Annotated in this window: 15 protein-coding genes; 5 read left to right on the forward strand and 10 right to left on the reverse strand. The window is 32.9% G+C overall.

Annotation, left to right across the window (positions count from 1 at the left end; all coding sequences use genetic code 11):
• Nucleotides 1-7: 7 nt before the first annotated feature.
• The 5 genes from trpD to Q0829_RS13440 all read right to left on the reverse strand — a co-directional run bounded on the left by trpD (nucleotide 8) and on the right by Q0829_RS13440 (nucleotide 4,378).
• A complete protein-coding gene (gene trpD, locus Q0829_RS13420; RefSeq protein WP_298543699.1) occupies nucleotides 8-1,003 on the reverse strand; it encodes an anthranilate phosphoribosyltransferase in 996 nt (331 codons plus the stop codon).
• Nucleotides 1,004-1,095: 92 nt separating this feature from the next.
• Nucleotides 1,096-1,665, reverse strand: coding sequence for an aminodeoxychorismate/anthranilate synthase component II (locus Q0829_RS13425; RefSeq protein ID WP_298543701.1), 570 nt, complete (start codon nucleotides 1,663-1,665; stop codon nucleotides 1,096-1,098).
• Nucleotides 1,666-1,692: 27 nt separating this feature from the next.
• A complete protein-coding gene (locus Q0829_RS13430; protein WP_298543702.1) occupies nucleotides 1,693-3,090 on the reverse strand; it encodes an anthranilate synthase component I family protein in 1,398 nt (465 codons plus the stop codon).
• A gap of 228 nt (nucleotides 3,091-3,318) precedes the next feature.
• Nucleotides 3,319-3,885, reverse strand: a complete 567-nt coding sequence (locus Q0829_RS13435) for a YceI family protein (protein ID WP_298543705.1) — start codon at nucleotides 3,883-3,885, stop codon at nucleotides 3,319-3,321.
• A gap of 40 nt (nucleotides 3,886-3,925) precedes the next feature.
• Nucleotides 3,926-4,378 (reverse strand): MarR family transcriptional regulator, encoded by a 453-nt coding sequence (locus Q0829_RS13440; RefSeq protein ID WP_298543707.1) that lies wholly within the window; start codon nucleotides 4,376-4,378, stop codon nucleotides 3,926-3,928.
• A gap of 219 nt (nucleotides 4,379-4,597) precedes the next feature.
• Here Q0829_RS13440 and Q0829_RS13445 point away from each other — a divergent pair, with 219 nt between their 5' ends.
• The 4 genes from Q0829_RS13445 to Q0829_RS13460 all read left to right on the forward strand — a co-directional run bounded on the left by Q0829_RS13445 (nucleotide 4,598) and on the right by Q0829_RS13460 (nucleotide 6,644).
• Nucleotides 4,598-5,116 carry a TlpA family protein disulfide reductase gene (locus Q0829_RS13445; RefSeq protein ID WP_298543708.1) on the forward strand — a complete coding sequence of 173 codons (519 nt, stop codon included), beginning with the start codon at nucleotides 4,598-4,600 and terminating at the stop codon, nucleotides 5,114-5,116.
• A gap of 51 nt (nucleotides 5,117-5,167) precedes the next feature.
• Nucleotides 5,168-5,794, forward strand: a complete 627-nt coding sequence (locus Q0829_RS13450; protein WP_298543710.1) for a thioredoxin family protein — start codon at nucleotides 5,168-5,170, stop codon at nucleotides 5,792-5,794.
• 119 nt (nucleotides 5,795-5,913) lie between these two features.
• The gene (locus Q0829_RS13455) at nucleotides 5,914-6,228 is read left to right on the forward strand and encodes a rhodanese-like domain-containing protein (protein ID WP_298543712.1); all 315 of its coding nucleotides are present in this window, start codon (nucleotides 5,914-5,916) and stop codon (nucleotides 6,226-6,228) included.
• A 17-nt stretch (nucleotides 6,229-6,245) separates the two neighbouring features.
• Nucleotides 6,246-6,644 (forward strand): rhodanese-like domain-containing protein, encoded by a 399-nt coding sequence (locus tag Q0829_RS13460; RefSeq protein ID WP_298543714.1) that lies wholly within the window; start codon nucleotides 6,246-6,248, stop codon nucleotides 6,642-6,644.
• An 86-nt stretch (nucleotides 6,645-6,730) separates the two neighbouring features.
• On the opposite strand, the gene Q0829_RS13465 is transcribed toward Q0829_RS13460, so the two are convergent.
• From Q0829_RS13465 to Q0829_RS13480, 4 genes are all read right to left on the reverse strand, one after another.
• A complete protein-coding gene (locus Q0829_RS13465) occupies nucleotides 6,731-8,542 on the reverse strand; it encodes an N-acetylmuramoyl-L-alanine amidase (RefSeq protein ID WP_298543717.1) in 1,812 nt (603 codons plus the stop codon).
• Between the two features lie 4 nt (nucleotides 8,543-8,546).
• Entirely contained in the window at nucleotides 8,547-9,422 is an 876-nt protein-coding gene (locus Q0829_RS13470) for a hypothetical protein (RefSeq protein ID WP_298543718.1), read from the reverse strand.
• A 125-nt stretch (nucleotides 9,423-9,547) separates the two neighbouring features.
• Nucleotides 9,548-11,971 carry a peptidoglycan DD-metalloendopeptidase family protein gene (locus Q0829_RS13475; RefSeq protein ID WP_298543720.1) on the reverse strand — a complete coding sequence of 808 codons (2,424 nt, stop codon included), beginning with the start codon at nucleotides 11,969-11,971 and terminating at the stop codon, nucleotides 9,548-9,550.
• Nucleotides 11,972-12,115: 144 nt separating this feature from the next.
• Nucleotides 12,116-12,775: a response regulator transcription factor gene (locus Q0829_RS13480; protein ID WP_298543722.1), complete on the reverse strand. Its 660-nt coding sequence runs from the start codon at nucleotides 12,773-12,775 to the stop codon at nucleotides 12,116-12,118.
• A gap of 752 nt (nucleotides 12,776-13,527) precedes the next feature.
• Here Q0829_RS13480 and Q0829_RS13485 point away from each other — a divergent pair.
• Nucleotides 13,528-13,884, forward strand: coding sequence for a T9SS type A sorting domain-containing protein (locus tag Q0829_RS13485; protein ID WP_298543724.1), 357 nt, complete (start codon nucleotides 13,528-13,530; stop codon nucleotides 13,882-13,884).
• Between the two features lie 120 nt (nucleotides 13,885-14,004).
• Here Q0829_RS13485 and Q0829_RS13490 read toward each other — a convergent pair whose 3' ends face one another.
• Nucleotides 14,005-17,406 (reverse strand): T9SS type A sorting domain-containing protein, encoded by a 3,402-nt coding sequence (locus Q0829_RS13490; RefSeq protein WP_298543727.1) that lies wholly within the window; start codon nucleotides 17,404-17,406, stop codon nucleotides 14,005-14,007.
• Nucleotides 17,407-17,727: the final 321 nt, after the last annotated feature.

Raw genomic sequence — 17,727 nt, forward strand, 5'->3', positions numbered from 1 at the left:
CTATCAACTAATTCTTACTCAGCTCTTGCACTTTTTTTAATGCCTCTAATCCTTTACCAGAGAGTAATGATTCTTTAGCTTTTTCAAATCCTTGTATTGGTTCTAATTCTTCTACAGTTGCGATTGCCATACCAGCATTAGCGCAGACTACATTATTTTGTGCTTCGGTTCCATCTCCATTTAGTATCTTCATAAAAATAGCTGCAGATGCTGAGATGGAATCTCCACCTACAATTTCTTCCATTTTTAAAGTGTTTACTCCAAAATCTTGAGGAGTTAACATTCCTTCAGTATTGTTAGATATTGTTTTAGTACTTCCGGTTAGGGATATTTCATCATATCCATCAAGGGCATGAATAATCATAAAGTTCTTATCGGTGTTTTGATACAAATATCCATACATTCTTGCTAGTTCCAGATTGAAAACCCCAACGATTTGATTTTTTGGAAATGCAGGATTTACCATTGGGCCAAGCATATTGAAAAATGTTTTTACACCTAGCTCTCTTCGTATTGGAGCTACATTTTTCATAGCAGGATGGAATAGGGGAGCATGTAGAACACAAATTCCTGCCTCGTCAATACTTCGTTTTAGGAAATCTTTATCATTACTAAATTTAATACCCAAATGTTCCATTACATTAGAACTACCACATTTTGAAGAAACACCATAATTACCGTGCTTGGTTACTTTAATACCGGCTCCTGCCGAGACAAAAGATGAAAGTGTAGAAATATTAAAAGTATCTTTTCCATCTCCTCCAGTACCACAAAGATCGATAGGATTATATTCGCTAAGATCTACGGCAACACACAGCTCTAATAATGCGTCTCTAAAACCTTCTAACTCATCTACTGTAATGCTACGCATCATGTAGACGGTTAAAAAAGAGGCAATCTGACTTTGGTTATAATCTCCTTTTGATATATTAACCAAAACTTGTTTGGCTTCTTCTTTGGAAATGGTTTCGTGATTGATTAATCGATTTAATAAATTTTTCATAAGCCCCTCACCCCAGCCCTCTCCCCAAAGGGTAGAGGGAGCATTACAGGGTTGTTATTTAAATTAATATTCATTTTTATTTGTTTCTAATGTTAGTTATTGACCCAGTTTTCTAACATTTTTTTTCCATCAGGAGTAAGTACAGATTCTGGATGAAATTGCACACCTCTAACATCAAGTTCTTTATGTCTTAGAGACATAATCTGTCCGTTTTCATCAAAAGAGGTTGCTTCTAGACAAGCAGGTAAATCAGTATCTGCTACTACCCAAGAATGGTATCTACCCACATCAAAAGTTTTATCAAGTCCTTGAAAAAGAAGCTCGTCTGATACGGTGAGTTTTACTTCGGTTGCTACCCCGTGATAGACTTCATCCAGATTAATAAGGCTTCCGCCAAATACTTCACCAATAGCTTGTTGACCAAGGCAAACGCCAAATATACTTTTGGTATCCGCATAGGTTTTGATAATATCTTTTAGCAGCCCAGCTTCATCAGGAATTCCAGGTCCCGGTGAAAGTAATATTTTTTCGAAAGAAGCTACTTCCTCTAATCTTAGTTGGTCATTTCGTTTTACGATTACTTCACAACCCAGGTCTTCTAAATAATGAACTAAATTGTAAACAAATGAATCGTAGTTGTCAATTACTAATACTTTTTTCATCTCATTGTTCAGGAGTTTATCAGCTCCTTATATTTCTTCAGCTAGTTTTAATGCTTTTGTTAATGCTCCTAGTTTATTATATACTTCTTGTAATTCGTTTTCTTCATTTGATTCATTAACTAATCCAGCTCCTGCTTGCCAATGTAGTTGATGATTTTTGCTTAAAAATGTTCTGATCATAATGGCGTGATTAAAATTTCCGGAGAAATCCATAAAACCAATGGCACCACCATAGAAATCACGATTTACAGTTTCGTATTTTTCTATAAGTTGCATTGCCATATGTTTTGGAGCTCCACTTAGTGTTCCTGCCGGAAATGTGTCTGCAACTACTTGCATTGTTGTAGTATCCTTATGTTTTTTACCAGTTACTTTGCTTACCAGATGAATTACATGTGAGTAAAACTGGACTTCTCTATATGTGTCTACAGTAACTTCGCTTCCGTTACGGCTTAAATCATTACGCGCGAGATCTACCAACATAACGTGTTCTGCATTCTCTTTTTCGTCTGCAGATAATTTTTTAGCTAGTTCAGCATCTTGTTCATCATTTCCGGTTCGTTTAAAAGTTCCTGCGATTGGATGGATTTCGGCTATTTCATCCTTGACTACTAGCTGCGCCTCTGGCGAACTACCGAATATTTTAAAATCTCCATAATCAAAATAGAATAGATAAGGAGATGGGTTAATACTTCTTAATGCTCTATATACATTAAATTCGTCACCCTTAAACTTCTGAGAAAAACGTTTAGATAGAACTAGTTGAAAAACATCTCCACGCTGACAATGTTTTTTAGCTAAGGCAACATGTTCTTTATATTGTTCATCATTTAAGTTAGAGGTAGTTTCTTCTACAGTAGTGAAATTATATGAAGCAAAGTTCTTAACCTTTAGTAAAGATTCTATTTGATCAATATTACTATCGGAGTCATAACAGTGTGCAAAAATACAAGCTTCGTTTGTGAAGTTACTAATTGCAATGATATTTTGATAAACAGTGTATTGCATGTCAGGTATATCTAAACCTCCCTCTTTTTTAGTAATATCAATATCTTCAAAATATCGTACCGCATCATAAGAGATATAGCCAAATAAACCATTGTTTATAAACTTGAAGTCACTTTTCGACGTTTTAAATTGTTGTCCAAATTGCTCTATAATGTAAGGAATGTTAGTGTCTTTCGTTATCGGAGTTTCTTTGATTGATTTGTCGGGAAAAGATTGGTAAATAGTTTCATTTTCAATTTTAATTGTAGCAATAGGGTTACAACAGATATAAGAAAAGCTGTTCTCACTACCTCGGTAATCGTTGTTTTCTAATAACAAACTATTAGGAAAACGATCTCTAATTTTTAGATACACACTTACCGGAGTGATAGTATCTGCTAGAATTTGTTTGAAATGTGTAGTTAATGTATAACTCATGTTACATTTTGATATTAATAATTTATAAACCCCTTATTTATACGAACAAAAAAAAGGCTTGTCGTGATTTGACAAGCCTTTGATATGTTTACTTAACTATATGACAGGATCTATCTCACGACGTTTTCGTTATAAGATGACCACCACCAGGTATTTGTTAAGATTAAATTCATTTTCTAATTTCTTGAGTCAAATATATAAATTTATTGTAATTCAAAAAACAAAAAATTACATTTTTAAATTTACTGCTAGTTCAAACTCATCAGAAATGGTTTTATCTCCTAAATTGTCAAAGAAACTTCCAGATCCGTATTTGATGTCATATTTAGTTCTGTCTACGTTTAGTGTAGTTGAAGCAGAAGCTCCGTTTACAGCAAGATCAAAAGTAATTGGGTGTGTTTTTCCTTTGATGGTAAGGTCTCCTTTGATTTTATAACCTCCATCCATTTTTGATGCTTCTTTTATTACTAGCTTAGCACTTTTGTGGTTTTTAACACCAAAGAAGTCATCTGAAGTAAGATGTCCTTCAAGCTTTTCTTTTCCTTTTCCCGCTTCGAGATCGGTAACTACAAGAGAAGTCATATCAACTACAAATTCTCCTCCACTTAAGTTGTTGTCTTTAAAGGTTAGGAATCCACTAGAGAAATTAAGCGTTCCCGTATGCTGACCTGTAACTTTTTTACCTGTCCAGTTAATAGAGCTTTCTGTAGCGTTGATTTGCTTTTGTTGTGCATAAATAGATACAGTAGCTATTAAAGTAAATGCTAATAATAATGATTTAAGTTTAGTTTTCATGATTTTTAAAATTTAATGATTATATAAATGTGTTACTTAATTAATTTCTAAGTTTATTCAATAGGTTATTTAGTGTAATTAACTCTTCTTGCGAAAGATTAGATGTTATCCTTTCTTCGAAATTATTCATAGCAGGACTTACTTCTTCTAAAAATTTATAGCCGTGTGTAGTGATCGTAATTTCTACTTTTCTTCGGTTGGATTCGCAGGTTACTCTTTTTACTAGATCTTTTTTGATAAGTTTATCAACCAGTCTTGTGGTGTTACTCATTTTACTTACCATTCTCTCTTGTATGGTAGATAAATTAGCAGGTTTACCTTCTTGACCTTTAAGAATTCTAAGTACATTAAATTGTTGAATAGAGATGTCATAAATCTTCAATTCAGAATTTATCTGATCACTTATCCAGTTTTCGGTATACAATAGGTTTACAATCGCTTTTCTGGAAAGAGGAAGTTCTTTTTTAGTTTTTATGATGTCTTCAATATTCATTTGTCTATACAATATTTGTATATACAAATGTATGTGATTAAATGTTTAAGAAACGATAAATAGATACTAATTCTTTGTTAAAGTTCTCACGATTACTATTGTTAAATATTATCATTGTTTAATTGAAAAAAATGCCGAAATCCTAAAATTCTCTTTATGAACTACATAAACCTTGTTAATTTCCTTTTGGGTAATGACGTGTTTTAATACATTAGTATAATGCAGAAGTGGATATACATAGGATTAGCCATATTGTTGGTGAATTGCAAAGGAGAGCAGAAAGTAGCTATAGAGGCTTCTAATGTATTTTCTGGTAAAGGTGTGGAGATACCGGTCTATGATTTTAAAAATTTTGAGTATTTACTAAGCATCAATGATGGAAAAACTCGGATTATTAATTTCTGGGCTACATGGTGTAAACCTTGTGTTGCAGAATTACCTTATTTCGAGTTGATTAATAGCAGGTATCCAGATAATGAGGTTGAGGTGATTTTGGTTAGTTTAGATCTTCCTAATCAAGTAGAATCTAAATTGATCCCTTTTGTTAGAAAACAACGTATACAAAGTAAAATTGTACTACTAGATGATCCAGATGCGAATAGCTGGATCCCCAAAGTAAATGAAAATTGGTCAGGCTCTATTCCTGCAACGATTATATATAAAGGAAATACGTCAAATTTTTATGAAAGATCTTTTACATATGATGAGTTGGAAAGAGAACTGAAAAAGATATTATAATATTAGAACAAGTTTCTAATCCTAATACGTAAAACTTAATAGAACAAACAAATGAAAACTTTAAAGATTTTAGTAGCCGTTGTTTTAGTACTTGCCGTAAGTGCATTTGCGATTGATAGAGTTAATGTATCTAAGACCGATGCAGGATATGTTATAGGAGATACTGCAACAGATTTTAAACTTAAGAATATTGATGATACTATGGTGTCTTTAGCAGATTATAAAGATGCTAAAGGTTTTATTGTCATTTTTACCTGTAATCATTGTCCATATTCTGTAGCTTATGAAGATAGAATTATTGAATTAGATAAAGCTTTTAAATCAAAAGGTTATCCTGTGATTGCAATTAATCCCAATAATCCTAAGGCGTATCCTACAGATAGTTTCGATAATATGAAGGTTAGAGCTAAGGAGAAAGGATTTACATTTCCTTATTTATTTGATGATGGACAAAAGATTTATCCACAATATGGAGCTACAAAGACTCCACACGTATATATTCTAGAAAAGACTACAAATGGTAATATGGTTCGATACATTGGTGCGATCGATAATAACTACAAAGATGCATCATCAGCTGATCAAAAATATGTAGAAGATGCAGTTAACGCTTTGCTAAAAGGAGAAAAAATTCCTGTTGAAACTACAAAAGCTATTGGTTGTAGTATAAAAGCATAAGCGTTATAACACTATATTTTTGGATAAATGAATGTATGGCTTCGTACAATTCGTTTAGGACTCTTATATTTGTAAGGAATTGCATCGATAAAAGTTCAATTAAAAAAAGGAAATATAAAATGGCCGAAGATATAACACAAGATCAATGGGAAGATCTTATCTCTAAAGATAATAATGCAATAATTCTTGATGTACGAACAGAAGAAGAAGTAGAAGATGGTTTTATACCAAATATGCTTAATCTTGATATACGTATGGGACAAGGTTTTCTCGATGAAGTAGAAAAACTAGATAAGTCCAAAAATTATTACGTGTATTGCCGTTCTGGAGCTCGAAGTGCACAAGCCTGTACGTTAATGAATCAAATGGGTTTCGAAACTACTTATAATTTAATCGGTGGCTTTATGAATTGGGATGGCGAAGTTGCCGAATAATATTTCTAATAATACTTATGAAGATTAAAACAATATTAACCGTAGTTATTCTTTCAATTTTATTATTTAATTGTAAAGATAATAATACTAAGGATACTGCTGTAGAGCTTATTACAGTAGAAGAAATGGATTCTCTACTGGAAATGGAAAAAGTACAATTAGTAGATGTTCGCACACCACAAGAATATGCGGAGGGGCATATCGAAGGTGCCATTAATATAGACTTTAGTGATGAGAACTTCGAGACTTTGATCTCTGAAGTGGATAAATCAAAACCTGTGGCCGTATATTGTGGTCGTGGAGGAAGAAGCGGTAAATGCTCTGCATATATGAAAAAAGCTGGATTTACCAAGATTTATGACTTAGATGGCGGAATTACTGAATGGAAATATAAGGGGAAGACTTTGGTTAAATAATTTAAGAGAAGCCTTTATACATACTATAAATTAATAAAACCGACCATAATATGGTCGGTTTTGTTATATATAATTCTATTTAACATCTATTGTTTCAATATTCTGGAATAGAATACGTTTTTACCACTTTTCAATTTTATGATGTAATTTCCAGAGGTTACATTTTTAAGCAATGTACTAATATCAATATTTCTTTGATTGTTGTCTGAAGGTTTATCATTCATTTTATTTATTAATTTACCGGTAATATCCCAGATCGAAATTTCCGTTGACTGATTAGAAATTCCATTATAAGTAAGTGTTAAATATTTACCAGTTGTTGGATTTGGGTAAATGATCGGAGTATCATTTTTAAGTTTAGTATCATCAACAAGGTTAGGGTTCTGTCTAGAAAGAGAGCTGATGATTACATCCAGATTTCCTGGTGTAGACCAATTCCCTGCAGCATCTCTGACTAAGCTTTTGATTTTTCCATTTTGTCTTCTAATGTCTTTGGTAACCGCAGACCCCGCAGTAATAGTTTGGGATTGATTTGCTCTGAATTTATAAACTTTAAGGTCGTCAAATTCTACACTGGTTTTATTAGTTCTTAAAGAAATGGAACTTCCGTTTTTAATCGGAGATGTATCCGTCCATCGCAATAAAGAATTATTATTTCTAAAAATTTCCAATACTCCAAAGGCTGGACTATATGTAATTTTGTAATTAGCCCAATTATTATCCAGAGTAACATCCTCAATAGCCCTAAGATTTAATTGATTATTTACTGTTTCATAAATTCTGACTTTGTTGTCTTCTCCGCTAAACCATATTAGATAAGAATTGCCTCTTTGACTTTGTGTTACATCATCCGACATAATATGAATACCGAACTTTTGTGGACCGCTAGTTGATATTGTTTTGGCTGAAAATTCATATAAGTACGGTAACCCTGAGTTTTGAGATAAAAAGGTATTTAACTTGGTGTTATCAGATGAGGTGTTAGCTTGAAGTAGATGTCCATTATTAATTGACCAATTACCAGCTCCTTGGGTGTACCCGGAATAAAAAACGTTAAAGTTGTCATTAAAGAATCCATTACCTCGATTGGCATACCAGTTATTACCATATTTTTCTAAAGCTTGATAGAACCTACGTGTGACTCCTACATTATCATTGTCATTAAAATTGGCAGTAAAATCAGCTGATTGTGTGTTCCCACCTGTTGCAGAAATAGTCGTGGTTGGAGCTACAGTATCTCCCGAGGGTGGTGTAGTACAATTTCTACCTAAATCATTCTGAAGAGCAGTTAAATATGCATCTGCAAATCTATCTCTCCAAGTGTTATTTAATAGTTTTGTGGCATCTCCAGAATCAACAAACCCAATTTCACTAAGCACTCCAACAGCGTTATTTCCGGTTAGCACTCCAAGGTGAAAAATATAAGAACCATCCTCTACAGATCTACGATCTCTCCATTGTCCTTTTTCTACCATTCTATCCTGAATTTGTCTTGAAAACCTGCTATTCGAAGATTGAGGAGAATTACTTCGGTTACACCAAAATGTTTCGGTTCCTGTTCCTCCTCCCGCATTACAATGAATACTGATAAATCGATCTGCTCTCCAGTTATTAGAAATTGCTCTACGTTGGCTTAAGGTTAACCAACCATTTCGTGTGCTCCGAGTTAATCTTACAGACCATCCATCACAACCATTTTCAATTAAGTCTTTTAACTTAATTCCTACGGATAATGCGGTTGCGTGTTCGGTGTCCGTTCTTCCGTCTGGGTTGCTGCCGTCAGAAGCATATCCATGTCCTGGATCTATAACAACGACTTGAGCCTGAGATGCTAAAGAAAACAAAAAGATAATGACAAGTAGCGGTTTTATAGTAAAGATTTTAATTATGTTTTTCATGGGATTAGTTTTTAAGAGTGAGATCAGCTACAAAAATTCTTCCTGTTTTTTCATCAGAAAAAGCAATTCTTTTACCATCAGGAGATATATCTCCCCAAGTTTCGATTTTATCATCAGAATTTGTTAATCGAGTTTTTTTTGCGGAATCTGTTGCAATGTGAAATAAATCAGAAGCAGAAATAGTATGTCCGTCATCACTTTGATCTTCAAAAGTAATTATCCCACTGCTATCTGGTAACCACGAACTTGCTAGTCCCATTCCTAAGGATTTTCGATCTTGTTTTCCATAAATCGAATATAAGTATATGTTTGGCCCTTCATGAACAATTACCATCATTTGATCAGGAGAAATAATAGGATGGTAGAATTGACCTTTTTCTTGTGTGATTACCCAAGGTTTTCCATTCATTCCTTCTTTAGCTTCTAGCTTAAGCGTTTCTAAATTGATATATACGATTAAGTTTTTATTTGATTTTGCCCTAAGAGATAGATTGGTGTTATCAGGATGGATGTCATTTAATATTTTTTCTTTGCCTGTTTGTAGATGTAAGCTTTTTACTATTAAGTTTCCAAATAATTCGCCTTCCGGTTTTTCTCTAAAAATAATACTCTGACTATCTGCCGACCAATTAGCTAAGTATCCAATACCTAAACCATTTTTTATTTTTTTTATTTGATTGGAATTGGTGAGATCTACAATGAATAAAGCATCGTTATGATGATCTGTAAAGAGTATTTTTTGTCCGTTAGGAGCCCAGATAGGAGTGCTATATTCTCCGTCATCGGTTATAGGAATACTGTTAGATATAATTTGGGATCGTGTGATTTGATTAAGTAGCAAGCATATGATGATGCATACTATTTGTTTTGTAGTTTTCATAGGATGTTTGTGTTTTAATTTATCTTCTAGTAGTATGTATGAAAAGGAAAAGGGTTCCGATAAGCTATCTTATCATAGTTGTTAACCAAAAAACATGGAACCCTTTTACACACACATTTACAAACTTAATTCTTGATAACCGGAATCGTTTTAGAACCCATATCACCACTTACTTTAATAAAATACTGACCATTTTGAATTGAAGTAAAGTGGTTGCTAAGATCTATAGTATGATTTTGAGATTCTTTAGTATGTTCTCGAAAAGATTTTAATATGCGACCCGTTATATCAATAATCGATATAAACGTAGATGAACCTGCTAGTGATTGATAACTAAGCATGATGTCTTTTCCATTTGTAGGATTAGGATATACTTCTACAGGATGATTAACAAAAGTGTCATCTTGTATATTTGTATTTTGGCGTGTAAGTGAATTAATAGTGACATCTAGATTACCAGGAGAAGACCAATTACCGGCGGCATCTCTTACCAAACTTTTGATTTTTCCGTTTCTTCTTCTAATATCTTTAGTAACAGCCGATCCAGCAGATATTGTTGTTGTATTATCAGCTCTGAATTTATATACTTTTAGGTCATCAAATTCTATACTTGTTTTGTTTGTTCTAAGAGAAATAGTACTACCGTTTTTAATGGGTGATGGGTCCGTCCACTTAAGAATAGAATTATTATTCCTAAATATTTCTATAACACCAAATCCAGGACTATAAGTAATCTTGTAATTTGCCCACTTATTATCTAAAGGTACATCATCAATAGCTCTGAAATTTAGCTGATTATTTACAGTTTCGTAGACTCTTACCTTATTATCTTCCCCGCTAAACCATATTAGATAGGAGTTTCCTCTTTGACTTTGGTCAGGATTGTCTGCCATGATATGAATCCCAAATTTTCGAGGACCACTAGTTGATATTATTTTTGCAGAGAATTCATATAAATACGGAAGTCCTGAATTTTGAGATAAAAAGGTGTTTAGTTTTGTATTGTCAGAAGAAATATCGGATTGTCGCAGATGCCCGTTGTTAACCGTCCAATTACCAGAACCTTTTACATATCCTGAATAAAAAACATTAAAATTATCATTAAAGAATCCATTACCTCGATTGGCATACCAATTACTACCATATTTTTCTAATGCTTGATAGAACCTACGTGTGACTCCCACATTGTCGGTATCATTATAATTGGTCGTAAAATTTCCAGATTGAGTATTTCCACCAACAGCACTTATGGAGGTTGTCGGAGCTTGTGTATCTGCCTGTGATCCAAAAGTATTCTGAGAGCGATAAATATAGTTTTGTCTCGGTTGTCCGGCATCTACAAAAGATCCAGGAGTAGGAGAGTTTCCTCCTGCGGCTCTCCACTCAAAATGAATATGATCTCCGGTAGATCCACCAGTGGTGCCTTCTAGAGCAATTACTTGTCCTTTCTGTACAGATTGCCCTTGACTAACTAACAATGTTTTGTTATGTGCATAATAGGTACGTGTACCATCGCTATGTCTTATAATAACTAATCTACCATAGCCACTAGATAAACTTCCGCTTATACCCGAAAAAGATACAGTTCCTGCAGCTGATGCGCGAACATTATCATCTCTTGACTGAGTAGTGGCAAAATCAATGGCGTGATACCCATGATGACCACCAGGAGTAAAAAAACCACATTGACCAACAGGAGTATGTGATCCGGTAGGACCAGGAGTACCATGTCTGGAAACACAATTTTCTCTTCCAAAATCCCATGGTAAATAATAAGATAATGCAGATTTTTGGTTACTTGATATATTTTTTTTGTGTTTTGAAAGGTTGTTCCAACCTAAGACTTCAATTGGTTTTTCTATTGATTTACTAATAGTTTTACTTTGTTTCGTTTCGATTTCATATTCATAAATAATATCAGAAATACCATGCAAATGGTCTATTTTTTTCTTAGTTGATCCAGAGAATATAAAACGATCACGTTGAGGTGAGAGTAGTGGGGTTTTAGTATATTGAAATGGAATTACAAGCTCCTCAATATTATTCGTTTGTAAGTCATAGATAAAAATTCCTTCGTGTTCTTCTGCCATATCCAGATATAAGGCTTCCACAAAAAATTGATTAGGATTTTTTGTCCAGGCAATGGGTTTTAGAACAATTTCTTTTCGATCTTTATTTGTTTTACTTTGTAAAGTAGTTTGCTTATTATTTTTTAGATTAACTTTCTTTAAGTTAAAAGCACCTCCTATTTGTTCCCTTTCTAGATAAACCCATATATCCGGATCATAGGGACTCTGCATACCTTGAAAAAAATCAAAATCTGGAGTTATACTTATTTTATCAGAGATATTTTGAATTTGTTGCACGATATTATCAATGGTGGTTGTAATATGTAATGAAGCCTTTTTCTGTTCTAATATGCTAGTTTTTTGATTTTTTAAATTCTGAGTGTGTAATTTGTTATCTTTTTTTAAAATAAGCTCTTGAGCACTGGATATTGATGCAAATAGTAAAAAAGTAAATAAAACTTTTAGTGTAGTGTTTTTCATAATGATGAGTTTGTGTGTAGTTCGTTTTATAATCCTAATGCATTTGATTGATTATTAGAATTATTCCTTTCAAACTCGAAAATTAGAAACTCTATTTATGAAAAACATGGGCACATGTACTCATTTTTAATTGTACTCCGCGGATCAATGATATACATCTTTTAGTTTCATAGTGTATTTAAAGAGTGCATTACTGCCAGTGATTTGTAGCTTTTTGCAAATGTTTTGTCGGTGGTTTTTTATGGTCTTTTCACTTTTAAAAAGATCAAAGGCTATTTCTTTATTAGTTTTTCCTAAAGCCACTTCATTTAGTATTTTTACCTCTGTTTTTGATAATTGGTCATATGACTTATCTGAAACTCCAAGTATTGGATTGGCCTTTTCTTTCCACCAAGATTCTCTGAATACTCTGCTGATATACGGTTTGTTTTCGAATGCTCTTCCTGCGCATTTCATGATGTTTTCTACGGTGTCGGCTTTATAAAGAATCCATTTGATTTCTAAATCTTTAAGCTCCTTAATTAGCCACTCTTCTAAGGTAAAAGCCATAATAACAATCTTAGTTCGGGTAGCATGTAATTTGGTGTATTTTGCTAATTCGATTCCAGAATCATTAGAATTCAAAGTAGCATCAATTACGATAAAATCCGGTTGATTATTTACAATTACTTTTCGTATATTTTGTAAATCACTGATATCGTCATATAAGGTGAATTTTAGGTCTTTAGGAGCTTCTAACATCGCTTTGATTCCCAATCTCTTTAAGGGGTCATCATAAGCGACAACAACACTATATTCTTTCATAGCTTTTAGGGATTTATTATGAAATATCAACAATTATCCTGGTTCGGTTTGTGGAGTGTATTGCTGAGTTGATTTAATTATGCGCTGTGATTATAAAGCTACTGAAACGGATGTTTTTGCAAATAAGAAATAGGCATAGAAACGATGTGGAAAAAAACTTGGGTGTGGTTTGATATTTTCATTAGTGTTAAGTTTGTGTATGAACCTTATAAAGTTATATTTTATTTCTCTTTGTTTGCGCAAGGTGTTAGAGTTTTCGACATAAAGGTGTTTTTTTTAGCCAAAGATAAGTGCATCAAAATACTGTTAAATAATGTATTAAGTGTATTTGATTCGTAGTGAAAAGCAAATAATCTAGTGTTTTAGTAGGTTTTTTAATAATGGTAATTTAGAATCATTATCACAGATAAAGTAAGTTAAAACTTACTTTGCTTCTTTGTGTTTTGTATAGATTAAAGGGATTATAGGATTGTTTTAATGTATTTGTACTTGTATTTTTTGTTTTAGGATTCTTAAAATCAAACTTTTTTAAGTAAAATAGTTTTGTTTAATGTTCAGTTAACTTGAGTAAGTAAACTTTTTAAAAAGAATAATATAATTAGTACTTTATAAAACTCAACATCTAAAAATGTTATTGTAATGCCCTAAACAACACATAAATTTTTCTAAAAACAAATGCTTTTAAATCTTTTTGGGGAATCTTTAACACCGTAAGATCTTGTTTGTTAGTATCTTAAGGCAAAATAGAAATTATGAAAAAAATACTACTTATTATATTGTTTTTTGTTGGTTTAACTTCTTTGCATTCCAACTTAGATTATACTGAAACTAATGGGCTAGCTTTTGCAAATGATAAAACATTTTCTTTTGAGCTTGATGCTACATCTACCCAGCAATCGATTACTATCTTATCTGATGTAAAAGAACCTATGTTAATTAAGATTATAGACAAATCTGGTTTTATAAGAATTCAAAAAAAATTACATCTCGATAGGGAGATCGATCTTGCTATACTAGATGAAGGGCTATACTTAATCAAAGTGTATGTAGGTAACCATATGGAGATAAAAAGGTTCTACAAAGGCAACGATAGTGTCGATATTAGATGATTTTACTCCACTTGAGTAGGCAGATTATCATTTTAAAAACAGATAAAACATCCCCATATCCGGATTTTTTTGGATATGGGAGATGTTTTGTTATTAATAACTACTATATAAAATAGCGCACTAAGAGCTTTTGATTATTTTTTTTATCAATTTCGAAGTTCCGTATTCCAGAATCAAAACATAAACGCCATTTCTATATCCAGATAAATCAATTATTTCCGTAGTTCGATTTAACGAATTTGGAGATATAGTTTGTATCAGCTTTCCATTAATATCTAAAACTGAAATACGAGTTTTTGAATTACTCGGAATTCCATTGATATAGACAAGATTAAGTAATAGGTTTTGATAAATGTTAATGTTGCTTTTATCCAATTCTGATATACTTAACGTTGATTCTTCGATATTGATAGTAAATTGTATGGTTTGAGATGCTCCATTACAATCATTTGAAAAATCGACTTGTACCAACCAATTACCTTCTACTTCAGTGTCATTATCCGAAACTGAAGTAAACGAAATCTCTTCTGATGAATATGTTGTATTATTTGGTCCTGTCCAGGTTAGTATACCATCGTATAGATTAGATGGTAGTCGTAAGCTGAAATTACTGCCTGTATTGATATTCATTTCGGTAGCATTTTCTAAGTTCGTGTACCCATTATTATCTATATTTATTTGTACCGCATTAGATAAGTCTTGATTAGGTGGGTATACTGTCAGGTTTAGATTTTGAGTGCTATCTTCATCACATGCATTTTGATTTTTATACCTCACTATATAGGTCCCAGAATCGGATGGTGATACATTGGTTAATTGCCATGCGGTTGATAAATCAGGAGTTGTATCTATGGTTCCGTCGGGGTATTCTAATTCGAAATTAGATGTGCCTGCATTTTGAACTCCAAGATAGATACTTGCTCCTTCGCAAATTTCCAGATTATCTTGTTGAAACCAACTGGTTCCATCATTTACAAATGGAGTGAGTGCAAGAGGTTCCTGTACATTCAATACGATTGTTGTTTGTGCAATACAAGATCCATTGTTATAAGAAATCAGGTATGAACCAGAATCTGAGACCTGAACATCATTAAAGATCCATGCTGTAGATACATCCGGAGTATTATCAATAGTTCCATCCGGGTATTGTATTTGTACATTTTCTGACCCTATATTTTGCATTCCTAAATAAATATTTGCGCCAAGACAAATATCAAGAGTACTTTGCTGTAACCATTCGGTTCCGTTATTTACATATGGAGTAACTACTTCATTACACTGTAAAGGTGATAGCGAAGCTTCAAAAATTCCTCTTCCATGCGTTCCTATAAATATTTTGTCTTCATTTAAATACTGAATTTCAATATCATTAACTGATGTATTCGGCAAGCATCCATATTTTTTCCACTCCTGAGTTCCGTCTTCTAGAAAGAATACACCATTATATGTTCCAATAAAAATAGAACCTTCTAAAGTGTCATAAGTCTCCAATGATAAGACAGGGATATTTGGTAAATTATAGGATATATTTTGCCAACTATTTCCTCCATCAGTCGATTTATAAACTTTGCCATTATTAGTATATCCACCATACGAAATGAAAACGGTATTCTCGTCTGTAGGATGCACTTCTAAATCAGAAATATATTGATTTACAGGAGTAGAACTGGATGTCCAATTCAAACTAGCTGCATCCTTAGCATAAACAACATTACTTCGAGAAGCATATATTTTATCAGAATTTGTTTTTGCAATAGCAATTTGTTCTAAATCCTGAGAGGGACTTATATTATTGCCAATAACAGTCCAATTGGCTCCTTGATCATCTGATGCATATACACTATTGTATCCAATAATAATACGATTAGAATTATTAGGATCAAGTTTAAAAGGAGTTTCCCAGGCACCTTGTTGATCTTCTCCTGGAGGAGAAATAAAAGTTCGGGTTCCGTTTACCCATTTTCTTAGAGCTCCATTTTGAATAGCATAATATCTAATACTAGGATTATTAAAATCTATTTCTTGACCCATTCCGTCGGCAGTGGGTTCATAACTTTGCCAAGTACCATTAGAGTTTCTGGTTACATTTCCGTTATCCTGAGATCCTGCTCCTAGTATATTAGGATCGGTTTGCGAAACTGCAATGTCGTAGTATTGAGTGATAAATAAGTCAGAAGAAAGGTTGCTAAAAGATTTATTAGATACAGAATACCTAAAAATACCTCCGTCATTACAATAATAGATAAAATCTGATTGTAATGGGTTCCTGTAAATGTTTCGTTGATCCACGTGTATAAAAGGTAGACCGTTTTGTCCTAACCATTGTGTAGTAGCCTGAAAAGTGTCTCCTTCATTACTAGAGGCATAACATTCAAAGTTTCCAACTACAATATCGGCATCAGAATTATTGGCAAAGGAAACAACACAATTAGATTCGGGTAATGTTTTTTGATTAAAATTTTGGCCAAAATCTGATGAAACATTTAATATAGAACCGTTTGTAATAGCTACATATCCAGAATTGGATTTGGTTGAAATTGAAATTCTAACCTGACCACTTCCAAAATCGTTTTTTAAGTTAAAACTCTGTCCGTTGTCGGTACTTAAATAGAACTGACCACTAGAACCACCTGCATAGACATCGTTAGAGTTTAAGCTATATTTTACCGCTCTAATATTTGCATTAATTATTTTAGTAGTAGTAGTAAAATAATCTGTTGTTCTATATAATCCGTCTGAGGTTGCAACTAAAACTTCTGAAGGATTATTTGGGTTTACATCTATTTCATAAATTCTAATATTTTGTGGTAAGGTAAATGTTAAGTTAGTTGGCGCAAAGCTTACGCCTCCATCATTTGATTCATATATACCAATACCAGAAGGACCATACCAAACGATATCACTTAATGCAATAAAAATTCTATCTGGATTAGCGGCGTTAATAATAATGTCTGAGACAGCTGTGTGCGGCAAATTGTCATTTAGATTGATGTAGGATTGACCGCCATCTGTAGTTTTCCAAATTCCACCAAAAGCAGCACCTACCCAGAAGATATTTGCATCTGTAGGGTGAAAACCAATACTACTAACTCTACCCATATCAATTTGATACCCAAAATTACCGTTGTAGTTTACGGCACTCCATTCTGCATTATAATCAGAATCTTGACAATTGGCATTGGAAGAACGTTTTTTGGATATCTTAGATTGAGTGAAATCTCCTAGCGTACCATCTTCATTTAGATGGTGTTTCCAAAAACTTTTCCACCTTTGGTATTTTACGAAATCACCATCTCTAAAATCCCCCTGAGATAGTTCTGCAAAAGTCAGTCCGGGACAACTTATTTTAAAATAAGTATCAGCTTCTTTTACGATATCATCAAAAGTCGCTTTTTTACCACTTTTTTTGATTAGAAATTGATTAGAAATTATTTCTTTAATGTTTCTAATTGGTTCTTTTTTTTGTGAGGTAACTGTCATGCATAGGAGTGAGATGAGCAGTACAATGAATGTTCTCTTCATTTTGTTGAGTTTTGTGTGTACGATAGTTGATTAAACATTGCAACTTATCCATTTTTTTTGGAGTAGTATACTATGATTTTACCTCAAGTATGTGGTTTCTTACCAAATATGAGTGATTTTGTGCATTATACTAAAACTACCATTCATTTTTAAAAAATCTATCTACTTTGATATTATTACTATTAATACATTGATTAGATCAATGATTATAGATACTAAGGAGAAGATCAAGTCATGAAACGTTAAATATTGGTGTTTTATTTGTTGTTTACTCTAGATATCAAAAATAGATATGAGTGATGTGCTTTTTGTGCAACAATT

This window comes from uncultured Aquimarina sp., assembly GCF_947492405.1.
Lineage (GTDB): Bacteria > Bacteroidota > Bacteroidia > Flavobacteriales > Flavobacteriaceae > Aquimarina.

Coding starts and splice junctions, on each gene's coding strand:
- Q0829_RS13425 (WP_298543701.1), bottom strand. CDS start 1,665: ATGAAAAAAGTATTAGTAATTGACAACTACGATTCATTTGTTTACAAT.
- Q0829_RS13485 (WP_298543724.1), top strand. CDS start 13,528: ATGAAAAAAATACTACTTATTATATTGTTTTTTGTTGGTTTAACTTCT.
- Q0829_RS13440 (WP_298543707.1), bottom strand. CDS start 4,378: ATGAATATTGAAGACATCATAAAAACTAAAAAAGAACTTCCTCTTTCC.
- Q0829_RS13480 (WP_298543722.1), bottom strand. CDS start 12,775: ATGAAAGAATATAGTGTTGTTGTCGCTTATGATGACCCCTTAAAGAGA.
- Q0829_RS13445 (WP_298543708.1), top strand. CDS start 4,598: ATGCAGAAGTGGATATACATAGGATTAGCCATATTGTTGGTGAATTGC.
- Q0829_RS13470 (WP_298543718.1), bottom strand. CDS start 9,422: ATGAAAACTACAAAACAAATAGTATGCATCATCATATGCTTGCTACTT.
- Q0829_RS13450 (WP_298543710.1), top strand. CDS start 5,168: ATGAAAACTTTAAAGATTTTAGTAGCCGTTGTTTTAGTACTTGCCGTA.
- Q0829_RS13490 (WP_298543727.1), bottom strand. CDS start 17,406: ATGAAGAGAACATTCATTGTACTGCTCATCTCACTCCTATGCATGACA.
- Q0829_RS13430 (WP_298543702.1), bottom strand. CDS start 3,090: ATGAGTTATACATTAACTACACATTTCAAACAAATTCTAGCAGATACT.
- Q0829_RS13465 (WP_298543717.1), bottom strand. CDS start 8,542: ATGAAAAACATAATTAAAATCTTTACTATAAAACCGCTACTTGTCATT.
- Q0829_RS13475 (WP_298543720.1), bottom strand. CDS start 11,971: ATGAAAAACACTACACTAAAAGTTTTATTTACTTTTTTACTATTTGCA.
- Q0829_RS13460 (WP_298543714.1), top strand. CDS start 6,246: ATGAAGATTAAAACAATATTAACCGTAGTTATTCTTTCAATTTTATTA.
- Q0829_RS13435 (WP_298543705.1), bottom strand. CDS start 3,885: ATGAAAACTAAACTTAAATCATTATTATTAGCATTTACTTTAATAGCT.
- trpD (WP_298543699.1), bottom strand. CDS start 1,003: ATGAAAAATTTATTAAATCGATTAATCAATCACGAAACCATTTCCAAA.
- Q0829_RS13455 (WP_298543712.1), top strand. CDS start 5,914: ATGGCCGAAGATATAACACAAGATCAATGGGAAGATCTTATCTCTAAA.